This is a genomic window from Nocardia cyriacigeorgica GUH-2, from assembly GCF_000284035.1.
Taxonomy (GTDB): domain Bacteria; phylum Actinomycetota; class Actinomycetes; order Mycobacteriales; family Mycobacteriaceae; genus Nocardia; species Nocardia cyriacigeorgica_B.
Map to the genome: position 1 here is coordinate 924,812 of NC_016887.1, position 25,923 is coordinate 950,734.

The 25,923-nt window shown below is 71.3% G+C and carries 2 protein-coding genes; both read left to right on the top strand.

Annotation, left to right across the window (positions count from 1 at the left end; all coding sequences use genetic code 11):
- The first annotated feature begins 14 nt into the window (after positions 1-14).
- The gene (locus NOCYR_RS30010) at positions 15-3,047 is read left to right on the top strand and encodes a hypothetical protein (RefSeq protein ID WP_014349118.1); all 3,033 of its coding nucleotides are present in this window, start codon (positions 15-17) and stop codon (positions 3,045-3,047) included.
- Entirely contained in the window at positions 2,960-25,900 is a 22,941-nt protein-coding gene (locus tag NOCYR_RS04230) for a toxin glutamine deamidase domain-containing protein (protein WP_158430125.1), read from the top strand. Before NOCYR_RS30010 ends, NOCYR_RS04230 begins: the two co-directional genes overlap by 88 nt.
- Positions 25,901-25,923: the final 23 nt, after the last annotated feature.

Consider the following 25,923-nt stretch of genomic DNA (forward strand, 5'->3'; position numbering starts at 1 on the left):
GACCTAGACCCGCAATGGCGATCGATTTCCCCACCGTCCTCGGGTGGGTCGCCGGCACCGACTGGCCGGACGGCAACGAGGATGACATGCGCTCGCTCGCCGATGACTGGCGCGCGGCAGCCGAAGCCATCCAAGAGGTGATCGCCGACGTCCGCGCGGCCAAAACGGTGTCGCTGAACGCCTACCCCGAGGGCGAAGCGCCCAAGGACATCGCCAAGGCCTTCGACTCGATGCTCTATGCGACCGAGGGCCAGGAAAAGGGTTCCCTCGAGCAGTTGGTCGAGGGACTCAACAGCATGGGCGAGTCCGCCGACGAGATGGCGAACGAGATCGAATACGCCAAGCTGATGGTGATCTCGTCGCTGGTGCTGCTGGCGGCCGAGCTCGCCGCGGCCTGGATCTTCCCGCCAACAGCGCCTGCGGTGCAGGCCGCCGCGATCGCCGTCACCCGGATCGCGATCCGGATCATCGGGCAGACAGCCGCCCGCGCCATCCGCAATATGGTCGTGTCGCTGGCGCGCAAGAAGTTCTTCCAGTTCATGGTGCGCCACGTCGCCATCGATACCGTCATCGGCACCGGTCAGGACCTCGGTATCCAGGCGTATCAGGTGTGGCAGGGCAACCGCAAAGACATCAACTGGGAGCAGGTTGCCGTCACCGCGGTGTCATCCGCGGTGGGTGGTGCGGTGGCGGGGCCGCTGGCACACCGGATGGGTAACTGGCTCGGGCCGCAGCGGCTGCCCGACGGGACCATGGTCCGGCCGCAGCGCGTCAACCCGATCGTCAACGGTTTGATCAGCGGTTCCACGGCCGGTTTGGCCGGTGCGACCGCGGGTTACGCGGCGAGTCTCGGCACCCAATTCGGCATCGATTGGGCGCAAGACGGCTGGGACGACGCGACCAAGAACCTCGGCAACGCCATCAACAATTTCGATCCGCGCGCGATCACCGCCGGCGTTTTCAACGGCGCCGCGAGTGGAGCGAACAAGGCGTGGGCGAACCAGGTTTGGAGCAATCGACGGCCGGATCTGTTCAACCAGCCGAGTTTCCAGTCGCGGGTCGACGCGCTGATCTTCGGGCCGGGTGGGGCGCCCGGCTCCGGCGCGGGCGGGCCAGGGACTCCCGGTGGTACGGGCGGGCAGCCGGGCGCGGGTGGGGGTGGTACGCCGGGGGCCGGCGGGGGCAATCAAGGCGCCGGTCAGGGTGGTTCTGGCGCGAATCAGGGAGGAACCGGGGCCAATCAGGGAGGTGCCGGCGGCGCCAACCAAGGAGGTAATAGCGGCGCCAACCAAGGGGCCAGCAACGGCGCGAACCAGGGCGGAAACAACAACGGCGGCAACCAATCCGGAAGCCAGGGCGACAGCGGCCGCACCTCCCCGGCCCAGGGTGACGGCGGTCGCGTCGATGACGGTTCCGCGCCGCCGCCGAGTCAGGGCGATCAGCGGGGCGACAGCGGCGGAGATTCGCGGTCCGGTGAGGGCGGCCGGGACGAAGGTCGTGCGGGTGAGAGCCGCGCCGGGGATGCCACCGACCGCGGTGATAGTGACAGCCGGGCAGGCGACTCCTCGCGGGCCGGCGATGCCTCCCGGGGTGATTCCGCCGGCGACGCCGGTGACCGCGAGAGTGGTGGTCGTGCGGGCGCGGCCCCCGGCGCAGACGGTGTGCGCGGCGATGGCCTGCAAGCCGATTCGCGCGCCGGAGGCGACAGCGGAGTCGGCCTTCACCACGGAATGCCGGGCGTGCCGTTGAATCTCGGTCCCGAAACCGGGATGGACGGGCTCAGCGAGGCCGGGGAGGATGCCGCGGCGAGTGGGGCGGCTCCGGTCGCGCCGACGCCCCCGGTCGCCGGCGCACCTGCGCCTCCCGCGAACACGACCCCGGGCGCGTCGCCGGCCGCGTCGAGTGGGAGGCCCGCGGCGGTGCGGGCGCGTCGAGCCCGGCGCGGGGCGCCGACGGGCGCGTACCCGGTGGCGACAGCCCCGTCAGCGGCGGACCGGATCGTGCAGGAACCAACGACACAGCCGATCCGATCACTCCGGGCGACGAGAGTAGCCAACCGCGCGCGGGCTCACCCGATGACGCTGCGTCCGCGGCGGATTCGCGCGCGAGCGTGCCCGACACCAACCGCGCCACTCCCGTCCTCGGCGACCATCAGCCGGGCATCCAAGCCGGTTCGCGCCCCGGTGACGAGTTGCCCGGCCTCGCCGGTGCCGACCGCACGGGCCGAGATCCGAGCGACCTGGCCGTCCCAGTCCGGGGCGACGAGGAGCTGGCGGGCGCGGACCGTGAGCGTGGCGATGACGTGCCTGCGGGCGCGGATCGTGGGCGCGGTGACGACCTGCTCGGCGGCGATGATCGCGGGCGGGACAGCGACGAGCCGGCCGGTGGCGATCGCGGGCGTGGCGATGACGTGCTGGATGGTGCTGATCGCCAGCGCGGCGATGACGTGCTGGGCGGTGGTGATCGCGGGCGTGGCGATGACTCTCCGGTCGTTGGTGATCGCGGGCGTGGTGATGACGTGCTCGGTGGTGCTGATCGCGAACACGGCGATGACGTCCCGGGCGGGGTCGACCAGGGACGCGGCGACGATCAGTCCGACAGCACCGACGCCCGCGATGACGCCGCCGCCGGGCGCGACGAGCGACCGGGCACGGATGGTGACGCCGAGCGGTCTGCCCAGGATGGCCAAGTGCCCGGGGATCGGCCCGGCTCGGACCGGGCGGCATCACCTGCCAGGGACGACGCCGATGGGTCGGAGCCGGACGACGTTGCCCCGCAGCGGCGCCCGGATTCGGATGCCGGCGACATGGACGGTTCCGCCCTCCCGCCGGCTATGTTCGTCATCCCGCCGCCGGATCTCTCGGCCGGCGGTGTCGGCGGTCGCGACAACGGCCCGGGCATCAACCGGATCGGTTCGCGTGACACCGCTCCGATCGGCGACTCGACGGATACGGCCGCGATGCGTTCCGATGACACCGGCACGCGGGATGGTGCCGCGCGGCGAGGTCGCTGCGCCGAGCTCGCATTGCGTCTGCTCCGCGATCTGACCGGCAGCCGGGCGATCACCCCGCCGGTGCGTCCGGTCGGGCCGGAGGGCATGTCCGCGGGGGAGGTCGAGGCGGCGGCGGGTGGGCGGCTGCGGCCGTTCGACGGGCATCAGGCCATCGCCGATCAGTTGCACATCCTCGGTCCCGGTTCGGCGGCGCTGGTGGTGGACGACTACTCCGGGCCGGCCAATCAATACCGGGTGGGCGCGCACGCGTATGTGCTGGTCAACGAGAACGGCACGCTCATGGTGCGGGACCCGGGCGCGGGTCGCGTCGAGGGCTTCCCGCCCACGCTGCCGCGCGACGTGCGCGGCACCTACGGCGTCGTCTACGACGCGGCGGGCAATCCGCTGCATCCGTTGGACGAGACGGTGCCCGCGGCGGGCGGGCTCGACGCCGACCGGCGGGTGGGCGCCGGGGACGGCAATCAGCCCGCACCGCTGCGCGCGGTGCCGGAGGGGATGTACCGCGGCAGCGACGGCAACTGGCACCACACCGACGATCCGCCGAACACCTGGCGGGACAAGAACTTCCAGCTGCGCGACGCCCAGCGCTGGATCCCCGATCCGCGTACCTCCTACGGCTACCGGTACGAGGCGCAACCCGGGCCCGCGACTCCGTACCAGGTCACCGATGCGGCGATCGCGGACCGTCTGGCGCAGGCGTCGGCGGACCGGATCGCGCTGCAGGGTGAGCGTGACGCGCTCGGCACCCTGGTCAAGCAGCATATGGCCGAGTTCGGGATCACCGATATCCACGATCTCGCGCCGAAACGTCTGGACGCGGAGATCCAGCGGCAGATCAATCGGATCGCGACCGACCGCGACATTCCCGAGCCGGAGCGGATCGCGAAGTTGATCCGGATCGGCGAGCTGCGCGCGGAAGCCGAGCGGTACAACGATCTCGGCCAGGAGATGGTGGCGACCTCCAAGCTGCTCGGTGAGCTGGGCGCGACCGCGTTCGTGCTGGATTCGGCATTACGACCGGGCGCGGTGCAACTCACCCCGTTCCCGGGCGCGTTCGACGGAGCCAATACCGTCGACATCGCGGCGCTGGAGCCGGGCACCGGCGGGAAGCCGCCGAAGCTGGTCGTGGTCGAGGCCAAGGGTGTCGGGTCGACACTCGGTGGCTCGAAATCCGTTAGTGCGCAGCAGGGTTCGCCCGAGTATCTACGCCGCACCCTGGCGATCGACACCAACCTCGCCACTCTGCTGCGCGCCTCCCCGGAGCGGTTGCGGGCCCTCGACAGCGACCCCGCGGGCGAAGCGCTGATCGCCGCACGCGACGCGCTGCTGCGCGCCCACCGCGACGGCACGTTGGAAATCGAGTACTACCTCGCGCACACCTCCGAACGCGGCGAGGTGACCATCCGCCGGTTCGACCTGAACCGCGACGGGCAGCCGGTCCCGATGGACATCATCGGCGGCGTCCAAGCGACCCGGCCGGCGCCGGACTACCCGGTCGGCGTTCTCGACGGCGACGCCCGCATCGGCGACCGCCCCGACGACGACGTGGACGGCCCCGCCACCGACGATCGCGTGGCCGACGCCCCGACCCCCGACCGCAGCGCTGATGACGCCTCGACCGGTGATCGCGACGCTGAAGATGCCCCGACCGCTGACCGGACCCCCGACACCCCACCCTCCGAAGCCTCCCGCCTACGGGACGACCTGCGTCGCCAAACCCCCGTCGACGATCGCACCGCCCCCGTACACCGCCCGGAGATCGGCCCGAACGGCCTGCCGGGCGACCGCACCACGCCCGTGTTCGACGCGGCGCGGTTCCACAACGACGGATCGCCGGTCACCGTCGCCACGGTGCGGGTCCACGTCGACTCAGACGGCACGCTGGACGCTGCCGGGATCCGGGCGGTGACCGACCACATGCAGCGCACGGTCGATGAGCTGCTCAACGCCGGTGCGCAGCTGCGCAACGGAGACACGCTGCTCATCGACCTCGTCGCGACGACCGACGCGGACGCGGCGCATGTGCAGGTGGGGGCGGGCGAACCCGGCCCCGGTGTGCGCACCGCGAACGATGACCCGGCCGTGATCGTCAACGATCTGCGCCGCCATCTCGGGCTCGGCCCGCTCAATCCGAACCTCGGCACCGATCTCGGTTTCAGCGACGCCGATCTCGCCCAGCTGAGCAACGACATCGCCGCGGCGAACACCCCGTCGCGGCTCGACAGTATGGCGGCGACCCGCGAGATCGCCCCGAATTACCTTGATGTGCTGGAAGACCCGGTGCATCAGGCGCGCGTGCAGGACGCGCTGCGCGATGGCGACCGATTCCTGATCGGTGCCGATCCGCGTACGAACGATTACGGGCAACTGATCAACGACGGCGGCCCCGAGGTGTTCGGGCGTTCCACCAACTGCGTCGACTGCGTGCGGGCGGCGCTGGCATCGTTCTTCGGCGATCCGCAGGTGGCCTTCCCGCGCTGGCTGAGTGAGGACTTCGCCGACGTGCCCATCAACGCGATCGGCGGCGAACCCGACGCCGATCTGCGCATTGCCGAATGGCTGGGCCGAGACTGGCGGCAGAACGCGAATCTGCCGATAGCGGTGCAATTCCACGGGCTGCACCATCAGATCAACTCGCTGGGTCCGGGCTCGGCCGCGGTGGTGATCAACTACTGGCACCGCACCGATCCGGACACCGGGCAGAAACTGTTCACCGACGACGGCAAACCGCTCTACGACAACGGCCATGCCACGCTGGTGGTGTACCCGCTGGGCGCCGATGGTCCGGTGTGGTGGGATCCGCAGCACGGCACGACCTCCGAGACCCCGCCGAAGCTGCTCGTCGACAACAGCGCGGCGATGCTCTACATCGACCTCCCGGCGGATTTCGCCGCACCCGCGGACCAGTCGCAACCGAAGCAGGAGACCGGCGATGGATCGACTCCAGAACAGGCACCAAGTGGAACGCTATCTGGCGCAGATCTTCCCGGGCCGCCAGTTCCGGATCCATCGCGCCCGGCACGGCTGGGTGTGCCGGCCGACGTTGCCATCGGAGCAGGGGATCGGCCTGGGGAACTACGTGGTGGACTCCCGGACGGGCGCGGTGACGGAACACCCGAGCCTGCCGCCGGCGGTGATCGGGCAGATGTTCGACCAAGCGATCGAGACCGGGCAGCCGATCCGGGCCCGGCAGATCCATCCGACCCGGTGGCAGGCGACGATGCGGCGGATCCGCGAGGACCGCAACGAGATCGAGTACCTGGTGCGGGCGGAGTCGACCGACGACCCGACGCTGGAACACCGGCTGACGATCGACAAGCAGACCCTGCGCAGCCGGACGGACGCACCGGCGATCCATCAGGTGTGCGCGCGGGCGAAGGCGTGGGCGACAGCGCACCGCAGCCCGGACGGGACCTGGCCGGAACAGGGGACGTTCGAGCTGTAGCCGGCCCGGATTCCGCCGACCCCTACGATCTCGTCCGCGAAACCGGCCAACCGGACGGCTGGCTGATCCACCCGGCCGATCCGGCGCAGGCCGAGGTGCGGCAACTGCTGGCCCGCACCGAGTCCGGCCGGGGCGCGCTCGCGACGTTGCGCGCGGCGGATGTGATGGTTCGCTTCGAGGAGCCCGGCGCGGGGCCGGCCCTGCCCGACGCCTTCGACGGGCGGACGATGGAAGTCTTCGTCGGCACCCGCGAACGCGATCTGGTCGCGCAGGCGGCCGCGCTGGTGCGGGCAGCGGCGCTGACCGATGCCGTCGTGGCCGGCCGGCTGGAGACGATGCCGGCCCGCATCCGTGGGCTCGATCGCGCCGAGCACATCGACGCGCACCGCCGCGCGGAGGCCGATGCGATCGCGCGGGTGGCCGAGTTCCGGGACGAACTGCGCCGCGCCGGTTACGACGCTGATGCCGTCCCGATCCGGGACGCCGTGGACGCGGCGGTCCGCGCGGATCTCGAGTCGGCGTATCTCGACGCATACGCGGATGCGCTGCGCCAGGCCGATTCTCCGGAAACCGCGCGCGAGGCCGCACTCGCGCACCTGCTCGCGCACCCGATGTTCGACCCCGCCGACGCGGACTCCGGACCGACGAAGACCGCAGGCGCGCAATGGGATGCGGAACAGCGCCCTCACTCGCCGGAGGGCATGGACGAGTATGTCCCGTCCTCGCCGGAAGCCGCGCGCGCCGTCGCTGCGCTGCTGCGCGCCGAATCCGCCGCCACGCGCGAGGTGATGCGGATCGAAGGCGACTGGGACCGGGTGGTCGACCGGCTCCTGCTGGCCGCGGGCCGATCCGGCGATGAGCTTCCGAACACCCGCCCCGAGATCCTCGAGGTCTTCACCCGTCATCCGGAGTTGGGCGAGACCGACGATGTGCGGGTCCTCGCGGAACTCACCGACCAGCACACCAGAGCCACCGCCGACCGCGCGCGCCTGGTCGGCGAGATCACCGACTTCGTCCGCAGGGACCTGGCCGGCCCCGGGATTGCCGACGATCGGCCCACCCCGCTGCGCGTGGAGCGCGACCCGACGGGTGTCTTGCATGTGCAGCGCGGCGATGCGCCGGCCCGTCCGGACGAGGCATCCCCACCGCGATCTGCGGAATCCGATGACGCCGCTGTGCGGGGCGATGCCGATCCGGATGGCGTGGTTGTGCGGGGCGATGCTGACCCGGATGGCGCGGTCGTGCGGGGCGAGGGTGACCCAGACGCAGCAGTCGTGCGGGCGGACGCCGACCCCGATGACGCCGTCGTCCGCGCCGACGTCGACCCCGACAGCACCCTCGGCGATTCCCTCAGCGATCGCACCGCCGAGCAGCTGCGTCAGTTGGCGTTCAACCCCAGGAACTACGATCTGACCAGGTGGGCGTTGCACACCCTGGATCGGCTCGGGGTGGATGTGCGGTTCAGCACCGAACCGGATGCCCGCCTGGGCAGGCAGTCGAACGGCAGGGTCGATCTCGGTCCGGTCGCGGGATATGACCCGGCCACCAACACGGTGGTGCTTGACCGCAATGCCGACCCGGCCGAGCTGGTGCGGGAACTGGTGCGTGGCGCCCGGCTGGCCGAACTGTTCGCCGCCGATGCCGACCAGCCGCTGCCGCAGCTGTCACTCAGCCGCGACGAGTACGTGAAGCTGATGCTGGACCGGGCGGCGGAGGCCTTGGGGCTGGCGTACCGTTCCGATGCCGACAGCGCCGGCAAGTTCGATCTGAAGCGCCCCGGTGTCTCCCCGCTCGAGCGCGCGTTCGTCGCCGCGTATCAGGATGCGGTGAAACAGGCCAAGAACGCCTACTGGAAATCGGGTGTGGTCCGTTCCTTCCCGGCCTACCACCGGGCGGCGTTCCGAGCCGGCGTGCGTGCAGTACGAACCCAATTGGACACGCTCGGACCGCTGATCGACGGCGTCCGTCACAGCGATCATTTCGGGGCGGTCTGGGATCGAGCGCACGGCATCGACCCGGGCAGCGCCGGCACCCCACGGCCACCGAAGGCCGATCGAGACAACGAGCTCCTGGCCGACCACTTGGCCTCGGAGATCGAGAGTCTGCGGATGGTGCGGGAATTGGGCACCTACGTCCCGTTCGGGCCCGCGGAGAGCACCTACACCAACGCCTACGACAAGGCATATGCCAAGGCCGAGAAGGCTTTGCGGCGCAACCCGGGCGGACCGCCACCGGAGCAGGTGGCCCGGCAGGCGGGCCGCGAAGCGCTCGAGCGCTACCTCGATCGCACCGGCGCGGACAAGGCCGAGGTCCTGCTCGACGTCGTCCGGGCCACCGGCGACCTCGAGGGATCGCACTGGGGCTTCCCACGCAAGCCCGCCGACGTTCCCACCTCGCTCGATACTCCCGCCGACCCGGCTCCCGACCACCCGAGCGACCCCGGTCTCGCGCGGCGGGTACTGGACCTCGAGTTCGACGACGAACCGCATCCGCAGCGCCTGACCGACAACGTCGTCCGCTACCCCGCCACCGACGAGAAAACCTGGCCGCGTCTGGTCATCGTCGCCGAGACGGGCGGTCATATCGACGCGCTGCGCGAACTGGCCAGATCGCATCCGGAATACAGCGATGTGCTGTGGAACGGCACGCACAACCTGCACTACAAGCTGGCGGTCCGGGGCCCCGACGGCGAGCCGATCGCGAAGTACATCAACGGTTCCACCGCCGAAGGCCCCTACCGCAGCCCTGACGTGCACGAGGCCCGAGACGAAATCCTGGCCACCTACCTGCGCCTGCGGCAGGAGAACCTGACCTCGCTCGGTCTCGGTGACTGGCTGGCGCAGCTGGGACCGGAGTATTTCAAGCCCAGGCCCAAGAATCGTCCCGGCGGGCGCGGCCCCACGCTGTTGCGGGACGGCGTCGCCGAAAGACCGTTCCGCGATGAGGCGGTGGACCGGACGCATCCCGGCGATGTGGTGAATCGCCTGGCTCGCCGCGAGATTCCGATGCGGACCGGGCCGTGGCCGGATTGGCCGTCGCATTACTCGCGGCAGGTCTTCGATATCGGCCCGCTACCCGCGAGCATGGAACTGGCACCCGATGGCCGCGGCGGCTGGGTCGTGCCACCTCCGGTGGAAGGCGGCTCCGCCGAAGCCCTCAACAGACTGTTCCAGGGCATGGGCGATTCCGACCAGGACCGCCTCGTCGCCCGGATCGTCAAGGTGCTCGAGGACGGATCGGCCGACCTGTTCGACCGCAGCCCACGGCGCGGCAAATTCGGCAAGTTCATCGACGGCCTGCCGTTCCGTTCCGGACGCGACGGCGGCTCGAACATCGATCGCCTCGGCGATCCGATACCGGAATCGGGTGATCGCCCCGAGAGCGCCGACCCGACACCGGGCGCTCGGGAAGTCCGCACGCCGGTCGCCGACGAATGGACGCGGCTGTCCCCGGCCGAAGTCGGCGATCGCCTCGGCTCTCAGCTGCGCACCCTGCTGGACAACGCCGACCTCCAGGTGACCGGTTTCGACCGGGCGGACATCGATCCCGAGTTCGCTCGCGAATACGCCAGGGCCATGGTCGATCTGGTGAGCCGGTACCCACAGGTTCAGCTGCGCCGCATCGGCATCGAGGACATGGCATCAGGCCTGGTCGGGATGACGCGCGCGGCCGACGACGGTGCCGGTGGTCTCGTCACCGACTCGATGACGCTCAACACCCGGTTCGCGGCCGACCCGGACCAGCTGCGGCAGTGGATGGCCGACGGTGTCGCGGCCGGTCGTTTCCACCCCTCGGTGCTCGACCATCCGGTACTCGCCGCCGTGGCGCACGAATTCGGCCATGCCCTCGACTACGCGGGCAACAGGGCCGCCAGGGCGATGCTGGACGACACCCTGATCGAGTACTACGTGCACAACCGCCTCGGCACGGGCACGATCGAGGGCTACGAGAACTGGTTGCGCGATGAGCTCACCGGTTACGGCTTCGACGCGGCCGGTCAGCTCGTTCCGGGTGAGGCGCTGGCGGAAGCCTTCGTCGATGTGGTGCTCAACGGGCGCGACAACGTCGGCGACGGCGTGGGCCAGGCCTACGATCTGCTCGTCGGGGCGGCCGAGCGGACGACCGGCGTCGACGTCGTCCGCTCGCCCCGGCACGATCAGGGGCCGGGTGCGCCGGACCGGCTCGGTGACCGGGACGGCGTCTTCGGTGCGGCCGATCGGATGGCGCACGACGGAATTCAGCCGTTGCAGCCGCCCGATGCGGACGATACGGCCTACACGCAGGACGCCGAACTGCTCGGCGTCACCGACGACGACGAATGGTCCGGCCTCGATCCCCAGCAGGTCGGCGACCGGCTGCGCGACTTACTGCGCGACATGACCGGCAATCGGGAATTCGACATCTTCGGATTCGATCTGCCCGGGCTCAACGCCGTCGTGGTGCGCGATTACGCTCGCGGTCTCGTCGATATGTTCACGCGGTTCCCGCAGGTCGATGTGCGCACCGTCGGCATCGGGCGGCTGGGCATCGGGGTGCTGGGCGAGACCGAGGGCCTCAGCAACCCGGACACGGATTCGTGGCATGTCCGGTCCATCACGCTCAGCTACGACGATGCGTGCAGCGCCTACGCGTTCCTCGGCACGGCGCGAAACGGCGTCGACAACGGGCAATTCACCTCGACGATCCTGCGCAGGCCGGTCTACTACGTCGCCGTGCACGAGTTCGGTCATGTCCTCGATTACGCGGGCAACCTGGTCGCCCGCGACACCGCCGAATCGGAACTGCTCGCGCGTGCGAAGGCCGATCCCGACGGCGATTTCGGCGCATGGCTGAACGAGCTGAGCGGCTACAGCCTCGACGAGGACGGGATGTTGCGGCCGGGGGAGGCCTTGGCCGAAGCGCTGGCCGAATACCTCGTCGGCGGTGCAGATCAGGCGAACAAGCCGGTGCGCATCCTGTACGAACTGCTCCTCGACGCGGCCCGGAACCCGGCGCCGTCCGATACACCCGCGCCGTCAACGCCGGACCGGATGGCGGTCGACCCGGAGCGGTCTTCCGGGGACGAACCGGACAAGGTGCCGGACCAGCGCGAGGACCCGGATTCGGCGGACGACGCCGCGATCACACCGGACTCGGTGGACCCGCCGCCGAAGGTCACCATCGACGTCGACGGCCAGCAGGTCGAGGTGCCGGTGCGCGCCGACGGACCAGACCGATGGCGGGTGGTGCCCGCACCGGCCGAACCCGAATCCGTCGACACCCGTTCGCCTTTGCGCCGGGAATGGGATGCGGTCCGGGAGATGATGCCGGGGCGCGAACCGCAGCCGAAGTACCCGTCGGGGTCGCCGGTCGGTGACTCGGCCGGTCAGGCCGCGCTGCGTGATGGCGTCGCGGGCATCCCGGATCTGGTCGGACCGCCGCCGCCCGCCCCACCGCCGGCGCCGCCGTCCGACACACCGCGCATCGAGGCGCCACCGGAGGCGGGCGCGCCCGACCCCACGCTGCTGCGCATCGCCCAGCAGGCGCCGATCTGGATCCAGAACCGGGAGATGATCCCGATCCTCGGGGAGCTGTCGGGGCGCATGCGCGGCTCCGCCGGCGAGCATCTGCCGATGCGAACCGCCGACGGTGAGGAATACCGGCCGTGGAACACCGATGCCGACCCGGATCTCGTTCGCGAGCAGGTCGTCTCGGATTACGACGTCGAGCGGATCACACCGGATGACACCCGGCAGGCCCTGCTGGACGCCTTCGCCGGCGCGGACGCCGAACAGCGTCAACGGATCATCGACGACCTGCTCGACCGCGACCTCGTCAGCGCCGAGGAAGCCGACCGGCTCGCCGCCGAACCGCCGGCCGACAGCGGCGCGCCGGAACCGGCCGGCCCGCCACCGGACGGTGAATCGCTCACTGACGCGGCTCAACGTCTGCTCGGCGTCGACCTACCCTACGAGAGCCTGCACACGCTGCGCGAGGTCATCGACGAGCAGCAGTACCGGGTGGTGCGCGCGGCGGCGGCGATCGAGGGTCTCGCGGCGGCCGCCCAGCGCCTGCACGAGGAACAGACGCTGCCCTACACCACACTGGATTGGGAACCCGGTGAGCCGGGCGCGCCCGGTTTGGATCGCGGCGAGGAACCGGCGCAGCTCGACGGGCCGCGCCGACCGGACGACGTCCTCGACGACGACGTCTTCGCCGATGACGACGAGCCCGCCGATACCCCGCGCCGCAGCCGTTTCGCCGAACCCGATCCGGCGGGCCGGGCGGTGCCGTTCGCCGATGCGGTCAGCTTCATCGACCAGAACCCGATGGGCCGGTTCCGCAACGAGATCATCGCGGCCTTCGGCCACCACCTCGGCCTGCTGGACACCACGCCGATCGGCAACGGCGCCGACCCGCTGCCGGAATGGGGTGAAGGCGACGAACTCGGCCGCGACCAAGGCCTGCGCCAGTTCTTCGAACACGCGCTGCGCCGGGATCAGCTGCGCGACGAGCTGGCCACCTGGGCCGCCATGCGTGACCTCGACGTCCGCCAACTCACCCGGGACATGGTCGACGGGCTGCTGAACGAGTTGCGCGAGGCCAATATCGCGCGCTCGGACCGGGTGGCCGAATTCGCCGACCTCGCCCGGCAGCGGTATCCCGAGACCGAGGACGGGGACCTGGTCGGTGAGTCGATCGGCGATCAGGTGGTGCGGATTCCGGAGCCCGACGGGCCGGACCGGTTGATCGTCGTCGACGGTGCGCGCAGCAGGCATCAGGCGCTCGCGGACGCTCTGGCCGGCGACCCGCAGCTGGTCCGCGACCTCGCCGACGGCCGCGTCACCGTCGACTATCGCGCCGAGCGTACCGACTGGACCGGGCGCACCCACCTCGAACCCGTCGATACCCCGCAGGTGCTGCACCGGCAGGAAACCGTCGACGGACGCGAATTGTCGGTGACATTGATCCGCGAGGGCGACGGCCCCTGGCAACCGGTGCCCGAATCGGATCCGGCCCCCGCCGCCGACCCCGCGCCCACCACGCCGCGACCGCGTGCGGAAATCCTCGCCGACCTGGTCCGGGTGATGCACGAGCTCGGGCTCGGCCCGGCCGATGTGCATCCGGACCTGATCGATCAGACCGTCGCCGAACAGCTGCTCGACAATGCCGTGCGGGCCGCGCAGATCGAAGGCCTGACCGATTTCATCCGCTCCGCCAACGACATCCAGACCTTCCACGAGGTCGGCGACGCCCGCAGCAGGCTCGCCACCAGGCTCGGCATCCCACAGGCCGACCTCACCGGCGAGACCATGGGCGACGCGCTCAGCGACACCTCCCAGCGCCGGGCCCTGCGCACCCAGCAGCTCACCGACCTCGCCGGATACGCCGGCCAGCTGCGTGAGATCGACGCCGCGGCCGTGGACGCCGCACGTGACCGTCTCGCCGAACGGCTCGTCTCCGACTCGGTGGCCCGGGCGCTGACCAAACCGGAATACGCCGAACGGGCCCGGGTTTCGCTGACACACGCCGCGCTGATGCCGCCGGGACGGGTCGATGTGCCGGGTGAGGGCCGCAAGTTCGCCGTCGATGCCAGCGGGATGTCGCCGACCAAGCTCGCCACGGTGATCCGTGATCTGGAGGCACGCGGGCACGGCGACCGGGTGCGCGAGGCGCTCACCGAATACGCGAACACGCTGCTGGACCTCGACCCGTACGTCGCGGTCGCGCGCGGTGACCACAGCCGGGACCCGCGCGTCATCGACGGCAGATTCCCGATGCACGACCGGGATTCGATGACCGCGCTGCGCGGCATCATCACCGACGCGGTACGCGCCGTCGGTGCCGGCGATTTCGCGCGCGCCGTCGCCGAGGCCGCGCGCCGCTCCGACACCGGTCCGCTACCCAGCACCGACCCCATGCGGCGACCCACCCCCAACCGGGACTGGGCCCGCATCGTAGGCGTCGACCTCACCGACGCCGACGACGCCACCTTCCGCAAGGTGTACGAGGCCTACCGCGACGGCCGGATCGAAAAACACGAAGGCCTCAGCCCCGAGAAACTGGCCGCCGAACTCGCCGCCCTGCGCGCCGAAGTCCGCGACCGCGCCGAGCGCATCCACGACCTCGCCCTGCTCGCCGACGAGTTCTACCGCGCGATGCGCGAGGCGCAGATGGGTGCCGGCGACCCGCGTGGTCCGCTTTCGGGGCAGATGGGTGCCGGCGACCCGGGTGATCCGCTTTCGGGGCAGTCGGGTGCTGGCGACCCGGGTGATCCGCTTTCGGGGCAGTCGGGTGCCGGCGACCCGCGCGGCTCGCTCCCGGGACAGCCGGGTGCCGGCTCCGAAGCCGCTGCACCGGTGGGTGATTCGGGTTCCGGCCCCGTCCCCGCAGGTGCGGGTGGCAACGTGCCTCCCGGCGGTCCGCCGAAGGCGCCACCGTCGCCGGGTGACCCGGAAGAGCCCGGTGCGGGTGACTCCGATGATTCGGGCACCGGGAGTAGTCCCAGTAAGAGCGATTCGGACGGCGCGGTTTCCGGGAAAGAACCGGTTGACGGCGATGCCGATCGGGCGGAGGCCGGGCGCGAATCGGGTCCGCGCGACTCCGATGGTTCCGGTACCGGCGACGACGCTGCGCAACGCGGCCCGCTCGAGGGTCCGCCGTCGGCGTGGTACGAGCGGCAGCAGATCATCCAGGCCGAATGGGAAGCCCGGATGGAGGCCGAACGTGCCGCGTTCCTGCGCGGTCTGGCCGATGCCAACCCCGCCGACCGCTGGGCTGCGCTGCGCGCCGACCAAGCCGAATGGTCGGCGCGTATGGCCGAGGATCGCGTGCAGTGGTTGCGCGACACGGCCATCCACCCGCTGCCGGACCAACCAGGTAACGGTCCCGAAAACTCCGATGCCCCGCAGGACCCCGGCTCGTCGCCCGCCGACCCGGGCTCCCGGCCTGGTCCGCGAGATCCCGGTGCGGCCGACGCGGATGGTGCGGCACGCGACTCGGGCACCAGCGATGATCCTGCCCGCCGCGGCCCGCTCGAGGACCCGTCGGACCCAGGCTCGTCGCCCGCCGACCCGGGCTCCCGGCGCGGTCTGCAAGATCCTGGTGCGGCCGATGCCGATGGTGCGGCACGCGACTCGGCTGCCGGCGATGATCCCGCCCGCCGCGCCCCACTCGAGGGTCCGCCGTCGGCGTGGTACGAGCGGCAGCAGATCATCCAGGCCGAATGGGCTGCCCACATGGCGGCCGAGCACTCCGCCTTCCTGCGGGGTCTGGCCGACGCCAACCCCGCCGACCGCTGGGCCACCCTGCGCGCCGACCAAGCCGAATGGTCCGCCCGCATGGCCGAGGATCGCGTGCAGTGGTTGCGTGACACCGCCATCCACCCACTCCCCGACGACCCCCAGAACCCCCCCGATGGCCCGGAAGACCCAGGCCCCACACCCGCCGGCCCCTCCTCACCCCGCCAACCCTACTCCCCAGGCGGAGCCGAACCCCCGAAGACTCCGGCCCCCGAGCCACCGCAGCCGACGCACCCCCCGATGCCCTCGGAACCGCCCCGGCCCGCTGTGCCGCCGCGCCCGTCCCATCCGCCGATGCCGTCCGAGCCGCCGGTCCCGTCGCATCCGCCGATGCCCTCGGAGCCCCCGCGGCCCGCGCACCCCCCGATGCCGTCGGAACCTCCACGTCCCGCGCATCCCCCGATGCCCGCCGATCCACCGCAGCCCGCGGAGCCCACTCCACCGGTGCAGCTGGACAATCCGCCGCAGGACGATCCGGCGGTTCAGGAGCCTCTGGCGCAACCGCCCGCTCCGGCGCAGCAGGGTGCGGGAACGAACCAGCAGGCCGGGCCGGCGGGCGTTGCGGACCCGGATTCCGGGGACCAGGGCGCGCCGTCTGCCGACCTGCCTGCACGCGCACGCGCGGACGAGGCCGGGGAGCGGCATTGGGGGGAGCGTCCGTTTTCCGATGTGGTCGATTTCCTGCGGGAGGTCGCGCTTCGGAATCAGGTCGATCCGCTGGTGTTGTCGGATCGGGAGCGGGCGTATGTGGCTCGGCTGGCGGAGTTGCTGGGGTTGGGGGAGCGGCTGACCCGGCATCCCGATCCGTTGGGCGCGCTGGCCGAACTGGCCGAGTTGGCCGATGTGCACGGGTTCTTGGACGCGGTGTTGGATCCGGAGGCGGGTCCGCTGCGGCCGATGCGGTACCCGGAGGACTTCACGCATCCGTCGCCGGACCAGCCGGGTCTCTGGTTCCCGCCGGAGAGCGCCGGGCAGGCGCCGGATCGTGCGTCCACGCCGCTGAACGAGAGCGCGGCGCGCAGCGGCAATGTGCTGATGCCGCAGGTCAATCCGATTGCCGATGTCGCCGCCGAACTGGCCCGCCGGTACGGGCTCGGCGCCGATGCCCTCGACCCCGCGCGACTGGCCGATACCGTCACCGCCGAGCAGTACCGCAATCTGGTGCGGGCGGCGGTGGTCGAGGCGTTGGCCGATGCGGTCGCCCGGCTCGATGCCGTCACCGACCCCGATGACGTCGCCGCAGCCACGGCCGAACGCGACCGCTGGGCCGCCCACCTCGACGTCGACCTCACCGACCTCACCGACCGCCCGGATCACACCATCGACCGGCTCCGCACCGAGATACTGCGCCGCATCACCGATATCGACGATCTGGCCGACGCCGTCCTCGCGTCCAGGCTGGAAGATACCGGCGCCCGTCGCTACGTCATCACCGTCGACGGCGACCGCGTCCCGGTCCGGCTGGTCGATGACGGCAACGGTGGCTGGCGGGTCGAGGCGCCGGAGCGGCTGCGCCCGGTCACCGAGCGGCCCCAGGCGTCCGAACCCAAGGCCATCGAGAAGAAGAAGTCGTGGCTGCGCAAGGTCTGGGACGCGCTGCGCAACGGGTACGGCGGCGCGAGCCCGAAGTATCCGTCCGGTTCCGGTGTCGACGGCGCGGGCCAGTCCGTGCTCGGCCACGAGTACCTGCCGATCGACCTGATCACTTCCAAACCGGCTGCGACACCGGGTGGTTCGCCGATCGAGGAACTGACCACCAAGTTCAACCCCGCCCGCATCCTCAAAGAGGGTGTGACGATGTGGAAGAGCCGGGAACTCATTCCGTTCCTGCGCCACCTCACCGGCAGGCTGCCCACCCAGACCGGCGATGTCGCGCCGATCCTCACCCCCGACGGCGAGGAGTACGCGCCGTGGATCGACGAGGCCGATCCGAAGCTGCTGCGCGAAATCCAGGCCGACCTGGAACTGGCCGGGCTCGACGGTGGGGAACCATCGGCGCGCCCGGAGCTGCCGCCGGGTGAACAACAGCCCGCGCCAGGCGAACTCGACAACGAGCCGACAATGCCGGATTGGGCCCGCGACCTCGCCGACAACCTGCGCATGCGCGCCGCCGACGCCGCCGAGCTGCGCCGCATCGCGGCCCGGCTCGGCCTGCGCCTGACCGATATGGACGCGCAGACGTTGCGTCGCGCCGTCGCCGACGCGCGCTACGGCTGCATGCGCCGCGCCGGAGCCATCGAAGGCCTCTATGCCGCGGCCCGCCGCTACAACGCCGAAAACGATGCCGTCCCCTACGCCGATGCCACCAGCTTCTTCGACGAGGACCCGCTCGGCCGCTCGCTGATCGATCGAGCCCGGGCCCGAGGCGAACGTGCCGACATGCTGCGCTGGGAGGGCGTCAACAATGGCGGCGAGCCGGGCCTGGAGTGGGGCCCGGAGATCCCGCAGGAACGGGACAAGGGCAACAGCCTGCACTTCCAGGATGCGTTGCGGCGTGAGCAGCTTCGCGATGAGCGCGGGGTGTGGGCGCAGCTGGTCGGGGTGCCGATCGATGCGCTGTCGCCGTCGGCCCGGTTGGACGAGACCATCGCGGCCTTGCGTGAGGAGATGCCCGCGCGCGCCGATCTGATCGGTGATTTCGCCGCTCGGGTCGAGGAATTCCTGGCCGCCAATCCCGCCGACCGCGTCGTCGAGGTGCCCGGTGAACCGCCGCGCGTCATCGTGGTCAATGCGCGGGGCGAGCATGAGGCGGCCATCGCCGCTGCCCTGGCCCGCGATCCCGAACTGGCGGGCCGGGTGGACCGCGGTGAGGTGGAGGTCGAGTTCCACAGCGCGTTCCTCGACCGCGACGGGATGGTCCACATCGTCGCGCTCGACACCCCGGAGATCCGGCATTTCCGCGGCGAGATCGACGGCCGTCCGGTCGCGGTGACGATGGTGCGCGAGCCGAACGGGACGTGGCATGTGGTGCCGGACCCGGTTCCCGCGCCGGAAGCCCGGGCCGCTGAACCGTCCGTCCGCTCGGAGGACCCGCCCGCGGCCGGCGACCGCCCCGAGGCCGACCGCAGCGCCGAAACCCTGCGCGCCGAACGCAATGCCCTGGCCAACCGGCTCGGCATCGCCGACCCCGATTCGCTCACCCCACGCCAATGGGCCGATGCGCTGGCCCAGCTGTGGCAGGACAACGTCCTGCGCGCCACACAGGTCGAAGGCCTGCTCGACGCCACCCGCAGCGCCGACGCGATCGATCACTACAACGCTCTCGACAAGGTGCTCGGCCATCTGGCCAACCGGCTCCAGATCGATCGCGCCACGTTGTCACCGGAGCTGGTCGCGCAGATCATCGCCGACCCGGCCACGCCGGACTCGCGCCGGCTCCAGCAGCTCGAGGATCTGGCCGAGTACGCCGAAAGCCTGCGCAAGCTGGACAAGGCGGCGGTCAACGCGGCGGTGCTGCGACTGGCGCAGCGGCTCGGCGTCACACCCGAGGAGCTGTACGGCGCGAGCTTCACCCCGGATATGCGGCACCTCGTGCCGGACCCGGACACGCTCGGCCCGGAGGGCATGCGTTCCGCGATCAACGCGATGGTGTTCTCCCTGGCCGACCAGCCCGCGGTGGTCGACGCGCTGACCGACTTCGTGCGCGCGCTGGGCGAGGTCGATCCCTTCACGACGGATTTGCAACGCGACCCGAGCGCCGATCCGCGCGTGGGTGGCGACGAGCTGCCCGTCCACGACCCGTCAGCGCTGGGCTTCCTGCTCGACATCCTCGGCGACACCGGCCTGTTCGCCCCGCTCGGCGACGGCCCCGCCCCGGAGGTCTCCACCCGCAGGCCAAGCCGCGACTACCTGCGCATCCTCGGCGTCGATATCACCGACGCCAGCGACGATGCCTGGGACGAGGCGTACACCAAGTTCCGCGACGGCCGCATGGACCTGCACGAACGCCTGAGCCCCGCCGAACTGGCGCAGGTCCAGGCCGCCCTGCGCGACGAGATCCGTCAGCGCGCCGCCGATATCCGGGACCTGGCCGGCCTCGTCAACGACGCCCACAACGCCACCCCCGGCCCCCACCCCGACCTGCACCAGCCCCGCAACCCCGACGGAACCTGGCGCACCGACGACCCCGGCGACGACCCGGACGCCACCCCCACCCCAGCAGGTGACACACCACCCTCGACGCCTCCCGCCGCACCGGGCCAAGCGAGGGAATTGCCGGGTGCGCCGGAGCCGAAAGCCGGTGGGGGAGGGCAGAAACCGCCGCAGACTCCGCCGACACCGGCCCAACCCGATGACGGTGATCGCGGCGAGGGCGATGAGTCGTCGCGGGAGCAACCTGCGCGTGGACCCGACGATGGCCAGCCGAACGCGGCTGCGTCGACCGACGGTGCCGATGTGTCGAGCGACGGAGCCGATGTGTCGACCGACGGTGCCGATGCGTCGAGCGACGGCACCGATGCCTCGACCGACGGCGACGCAGCCGACGTCGATCCGCGCGCCCAGATGTCCCCCGAGGTCCGCGCCGAATACGACCGGCTCGCTGCCGAGCGGGCCGAGGCGGTGGCGCGTCGGGAGGAGTGGCGCGAGATACGGCAGATGCGCGCCGAACGTCACCCGATCGACGACAGCGACGACTACGCCGCGTTGAACCGGGACAACCTCGGCCCGACCATGGACGAACTGCGCGGGCGCACCATGCGCGTCGACGAAATGCCGCGCCGGCTAGCCGAACTCGACGCGCTCGAACGCGCCGCCGAGCAGTTCAACGACGCCGACGCCGACGTCGCCCGGCTCGACGAGGAACTGGCGCGCCTGGAACGTTCGGTCACTCCCATCGGTGAGTACGACCGGCTGGTGCAGCAGCGTCAGGAACTGGCTCGCGAACGCGAATTCTGGCGTGCCAAGCGCGATGACCGCGCGGTCCGGCACGGCCTGGTCGACGACGACGGCCGCGTCGACGAGGCCGCCCTGCGCGGTGACCGGCTCGAGCCGACCATCCTGCGCCTCTACGAGGAGGCGGGCGCGGACACCGTCATCCATCCCGGCGGCATCGATGAGGGCCCCAGCCAGTCCCGCTCCCCGCGCAGCAGCGACGACCAGGCCGAACGCCGCGCGGCGATCGCCAAGCTCGCCGAAGCCGCGAGCGTCTGCAACCGGCTCGACGGCGAGGTCGACGAGGTGGACCGCCAGCTCGCCGAACTCGAGCGCGCGGGCGTCGGCGAGGGCAGGCTGCGCGCCGACGAGGTCGCGGCCGAACTGGACCGGCTCGCCAGGGACCGCGCCGACCAGCTGCGCCAGATCAAGCCGCGTCGGGTCATGCGTGACGATCTCGCCACGCGCCTCGGCGTCGTCGATGAGCAGGGCCGTCCCGACGAGGCCGCGCTCGCCCCGGACCGGCTCGAAGAAACGCTCCGATTCCTGCGCGCCCGTGCCCAATTCGACGTGCTCACCGGCGACGGCCCGCGTGTCCTGCTCCGCGATATCGACGCGCTCGCCGACGCCGCTCGCGATGTGAACCGGGTGCACAACCTCGTCGGCCGGATTCAGGACGAGATGGCGGGCCTGGCCGGCGCGTGGCGGGCCATGATCGAGGGCGAAGGCGGCCGGATGGTGACGCCGCGCGTGGGCATCATCGTCGACGGTGACGCCACCCGCATCGTGGTCTTCGGCATCCGCGACCAACTCGGCCGCCCGCCGCGCAGCGATATCGACGACGCCTTCGCCACCGCCTTGCGCACGAATTCGCTGGTGGCGCAGTCGATGATGGACGACGCCACCACCGTCGAACTGCGTCGGGTGCGTGCCGACCGCGAAGGTGTGTGCACGGTCGAGGAACTGGGCTTGCTCGAGGTCGAACGCCTGAGCACCGGCTGGGTCGGGGGCAACCGGCTCGACATCATCTCCTGGCGTGACGGCGAAGGCCGCTGGCATCGGATCGACCCGACCCGCCCCGATTGGCAGACCGGGCGCGACACCAGCGAATCGGGTAAGCCGAAGGCCGAGCGGTACGGCAAGTACTCCCGCAAGGATCCGCCCGACGGGGTGAGCGGCTGGGCCATGGAGGACGTCGTCAACGACATCACCCTGCCCACCGACAACGTCCCCGACGGCAAGATCCCGGAGAGCACGCTGCCGGTGAACGCGCCGCAAGCGCCGACGCTGTACAACACCTCCGGTCTCGACCCGAACCAGATCTTCGGCCAGCACTGGGGCGCCGACTCCTACAACATCGTGCGGCTGCTGCTGATGGCGGCGCAGGTGCCCAAGCATCCCGCGGTCAAGGCGTGGATTCAACGGCATCCGTGGATCGGTCGCTGGGTGCAGGCGCGGCCGTGGCTGCAGCGCATCCCACCGTTCGGAACGGTGTTCCGTGGGTACGAGTGGTTCGCGCCGCCGGAACGCAATGTGCAGCCGATGGTTCGTCCGTGGGATCCCTCCGATCACCGCCCGGGCCTCGATGACGTGCCGGAATCGTTGCGGCAGCAGTGGGAGCGCGAGGCCGCGCAATGGCAGCGGGTGCAGGACTGGGCCGACGCCGAATACGACCGGTTCCTGGCCGATCCGGGCGACCTCGACCGCATCGCCGAGGGGATCGAGCAGCATCGGCGCGCGCAGCAGGTGGATCGGGCGCGCGAGGTCGTCGACCGGGTGCGCCAGGATCTGGTCGACGGTCGCTCCGGGGTCGATCCGCGTGGCGACGTGGACGCTCAGATCGAAGCCCTGCACGCCGAGGTCGACCGCGTCGCCGAAGCCTTGGCCGACCAGTTCGCCGCCGATGCCCCTGCCGCCATCCGCGACACCATCGAGGACGTGCGCGAACTGCTCATTGCCGGCGTCGATCCGGACTTGATCGCCCGCACGCTGGCCGAGCACATGCGCGACGACGTGCCAGTATTCACCCCCGAGCAGCTCGCGCAGATCCGGCGCCACCTGATGGAAACCGAGCTGCTGGTCCGCGACTACGCCGACCCCAACGGCCGTTTCGTGCGCAAGCCGATGGACCGCCTCGCCGACATCGCCGAGGCCTGGAACCGATTGCGCGACGGCACCCCGCTGCCCCAGGACTTCATCCTGCTGCACGACGCCCTCGCCGAATCCGAATACCTACTCGCCAACCCCCTCGCCACCTGGCAGGACGCCAACGCCTACGCCATCGGCCTCGGCTACCACTGGGACGCCGACCGCCCACCCCTCACCGCCTGGCGCGCCGGCACCCCCTACACCCCCACCCGCCCCACCACACCCCCACTCCTGCCCGAACGCCCCACATCCCCCGAACTCCCACCCGCCCAACCCAACCCGCCCACCTCCACCGACCCGCAGGCAAACGATCCGACATCCGCCCAGCCGCCACCGTCGCCCACCCGCAACTCTGACGGCGCTCCGGATACCGACGGTACTGTCGAGCCTGACGGCGCTTCGAATTCCGACGATGCGTCGGCGTTCGACAGTGCTTCGAATCCCGAGCCCTCCGCAGGACGCGAGGGTGTCTCAGATCCCGAGGGTGCCGAGGTTCCCGATCGGGAGACCGAACGCGGCGATGCATCGCGCGATGGCTCCGATCCCGGCGCCGAACAGCGGCCGTCGCCGGAACCCGGTTCGGACTCCGATGCCGATGTGGACGCCGCACAGCCCGGCGCGGACGGCGACGCCGATTCCGCCGGAACGGGGCCCGGGATGACTGACGGTAGCGATGTCGATCCCGGTGCTACCGGGCGTCATTCGGTCGAGACCGGCAATGACCCGACGCGCGCCGCCCGCCGCCCCTCCGGCAGTGGGGACCGCGAAGGCGATGCTGATCCCGACGCTGGACATGACCCGACCGACATGGGTGACGGCGATTCCTCCGGTGCCGCCGACCCCACACCAGCCGGTGACGCAGCCAGGCCTGCGGGTGACGATGCCCAGCCCACGGATGATGGTGCTCGGTCTGCAGGTGACGCCCGCACGTCCGGTGTTGATGACCGGCCTGCGGGTGATGGCGCTCGGTCTCCGGGTGATGATTCTCGGGCCGCGGGCGGCGAAGCCAGGCCGGCGGGTGAGGGTGCGCGGCCCTCACGCGACGCCCGCAGCGAGGGTGATGATGCTGAGCCGGCGGGCGCAGACCGGCCTGCGGGTGAAGATGCACGGCCCATGGGCGACAACCAGCCCGCAGGCGACGACGCCAAGATTTCGGGCGACGACGACCGGGCCGCGAGTGACGGTGCTCTGCCGTCGGGTGACGATGCCCAGCCCACGGGTGACAATCAGCCCGCAGGCGACGACGCCAGGACTTCGGGCGACGACGACCGGACCGCGAGTGACGATGTTCTGTCCGCGGGTGACGATGCCCAGCCCACGGGTGACGGCGCCCAGCAGCCTCCCGCTTCCGGCGATCGTGGCTCGGACGACGGTCGTAGCCCGCACCGGCGCCGCGACCCGATCTACCGTTCCCACATCCCGAAGCTCCCGCGGGATGAGGACTTCGAGTTCCCTGCGGTAGACCCGATCGAGCCGGCCGATCCGGAGCCCCGGCTCCCGCCGAAACCACCCCAGCCGCCAACCCCTCCGGCACCCCCAGAGCCCCCGGCCCCGCCGCAGCCCCCGGCCCCGCCGCAGCCACCGGTGCCGCCGACACCGCCGGCTCCGCCGACTCCCCCGGCTCCCCCGGCTCCGCCGACACCCCCGGCACCGGAACCTCCCGCGCCACCAGCACCTCCCACCCCACCGGCGCCCCCTGTGCCGCCCATGCCTCCGGTGCCTCCCCAGCCGCCGGTCCCCCCTGTGCCGCCCGTGCCACCCTTGCCTCCGGTGCCTCCGGTGCCTCCGGTGCCTCCGCGGCCCCCGGTTCCACCAGTGCCGCCGCAGCCACCGGTGCCTCCCGAGTCGCCGGTACCGCCGCAGCCGCCGGTGCCGCCGCAGCCGCCGGTGCCGCCGGTGCCCCCTGAGCCGCCCGTGCCGCCGCGGCCCCCGGTTCCACCAGTGCCGCCGCAGCCACCGATGCCTCCCGAGCCGCCTGTACCGCCGCAGCCGCAGGTGCCTCCCGAGGTACCCGTGCCCCCGGTGCCGCCGCAGCCACCGGCGCCACCTCTGCCGCCGGTGCCACCTCTGCCGCCGGTTCCGCCTGTGCCGCCGCACCCGCCGGCGCTCCCTGAGCCGTCCGTGCCGGCGGTGCCGCCTCTGTCGCCGGTCCTGCCGGAGCCGCCTGTTCCGCCGGAGCCGCCGATGCCGTCGCACCCGTCGGTTTCTCCGGAGCTGCCGGTGTCGTTGCATCAGCCGGTGCCGTCGGCTTCTCCGGAGTTGCGGGCCCCGTCGCATCCGCCGGTGCCGCCGGCTTCCCCGGAGCCGCCGGCCGCGCCGCATCCGCCGGTTTCCCCGGAACCGCCGGTATCGCCACACCTTCCGCATCCCGCTGCACCATGGCAACCGCCGGCATCACCGGCCCCGCCGCTGGTGACCCCGGATTCCGCGATGCCTGCGCAGCTTCCTAATCACGCGGGCCAGGCTGCGCCCATGCCGCAAGCAGGTCCGGTGCACGGCTCGGGTCAGCCGCCGGAAGTGGCGGGTGGGGTGCAGCCGGGTCAACCGGTTCCTCCGCTCGGTCAGCACTACCGGGCCGACAACGCACACGCACCGGCTCATCAGGCGTGGAGCCCGGAGAATCACCACGCCAACGGTGACCAAGCCCCCGCTCCGTTGGCGCCGATGCCTCCGCCCCCTCCCTTCGGTGGGGGAGCGGGCGCCTCGAACGGCAGACGCGCGAACGGGCATCCCGGCAGCCGGCAGGCCGCCGCGCGTGGCCCGATCCTCGTGCAACCATTCGCCGGGTTCGGAGTGGCAGCCGAATTCGATCCTGCTTCGGGCGCTTTGCAGGCCGTCCCCGCGTCGGACGGCACCAGGGGCGGGGTGTACGGCGATCTGGGTGAGTCGCGGGTGGTGTTCTATCGCGACGGTGCCGCGCTGGCGTTGCGGGTGGACGGTCGTACGATCGACCTCGGCGGCCCGGTCCGTGTCGAATGGGTCCTGCTCGAGCGTCGTACCACACGGTTCGCGGTGATCGAGAACGGTGTCGTCGTGTTCGAGGTGCGCTACCGGACCCTTCCACCCGAGATGGACCTCGGCGCACTGGTGCACAGCGTCCTCGCCGACCCACAGCGCCGGGAGCAGACTTTCCGTGCATGACCGGGAGACCGACAGAGACAAGG

Bases quoted from the DNA above. Each gene is read 5' to 3' on its own strand.
- NOCYR_RS04230 (WP_158430125.1), top strand. From the start codon at position 2,960: ATGCGTTCCGATGACACCGGCACGCGGGATGGTGCCGCGCGGCGAGGT.
- NOCYR_RS30010 (WP_014349118.1), top strand. From the start codon at position 15: ATGGCGATCGATTTCCCCACCGTCCTCGGGTGGGTCGCCGGCACCGAC.